The organism is Vibrio sp. 2134-1, assembly GCF_033339495.1.
This window is the reverse complement of the sequence record NZ_JAWOUS010000739.1, coordinates 1-573: the sequence shown is the minus strand read 5'-3', so window position 1 is coordinate 573 and position 573 is coordinate 1. Positions and strand designations below refer to the sequence as shown.

Genomic DNA, 573 nt, shown 5'->3' with positions numbered 1-573 from the left:
AAGGGGCAGAATTAACATTACAGCAAGGTGAGCAAGTCGCTCTGATGGGGGAAAGTGGTTCTGGTAAAAGTACGTTGCTGAACGTCATTGCTGGTTTAGATACCGCCGATTCAGGCGAGGTTCAGTTTCCAAACTTTGCGATGCATGATGCTCCAGAACACTTAAGAACGCTCTACCGCCGCAACAATATTGGTAACATCTTCCAACAATTCAACCTTCTTCCTACTTTGAACATCGCCGATAACATCCGTTTTTGCCGTCAACTAAAAGGGTTACCGGAAGATAAAGGTCTCTGGCGTCAAATTCTTTCGGCTCTGGATCTCATGCCTTTATTAGGACGCTATCCAGAAGAAGTGTCGGGTGGCCAGCAACAACGTGCTGCGATTGCGCGCGCGTTGTACATGGAACCCAAAATTCTGCTTGCCGATGAACCAACGGGAAGTTTGGATGAGCGAAATGCGGAAGCGGTAATGCGTTTGCTGACCAGTCTTGCACGCCAATTGGACTGTACCTTGTTATTAGTGACGCACAGTGAGAAAGTTGCGGCACACATGGAAGGGAAAATTCGTCTTC

General features: G+C 47.8%; 1 protein-coding gene. It reads left to right on the top strand.

Annotated features, from left to right (window positions below):
- Nucleotides 1-573, top strand: a 573-nt coding sequence (locus tag R7R78_RS28270; protein WP_225474870.1) for an ABC transporter ATP-binding protein, incomplete at both ends; no start/stop codon positions are given.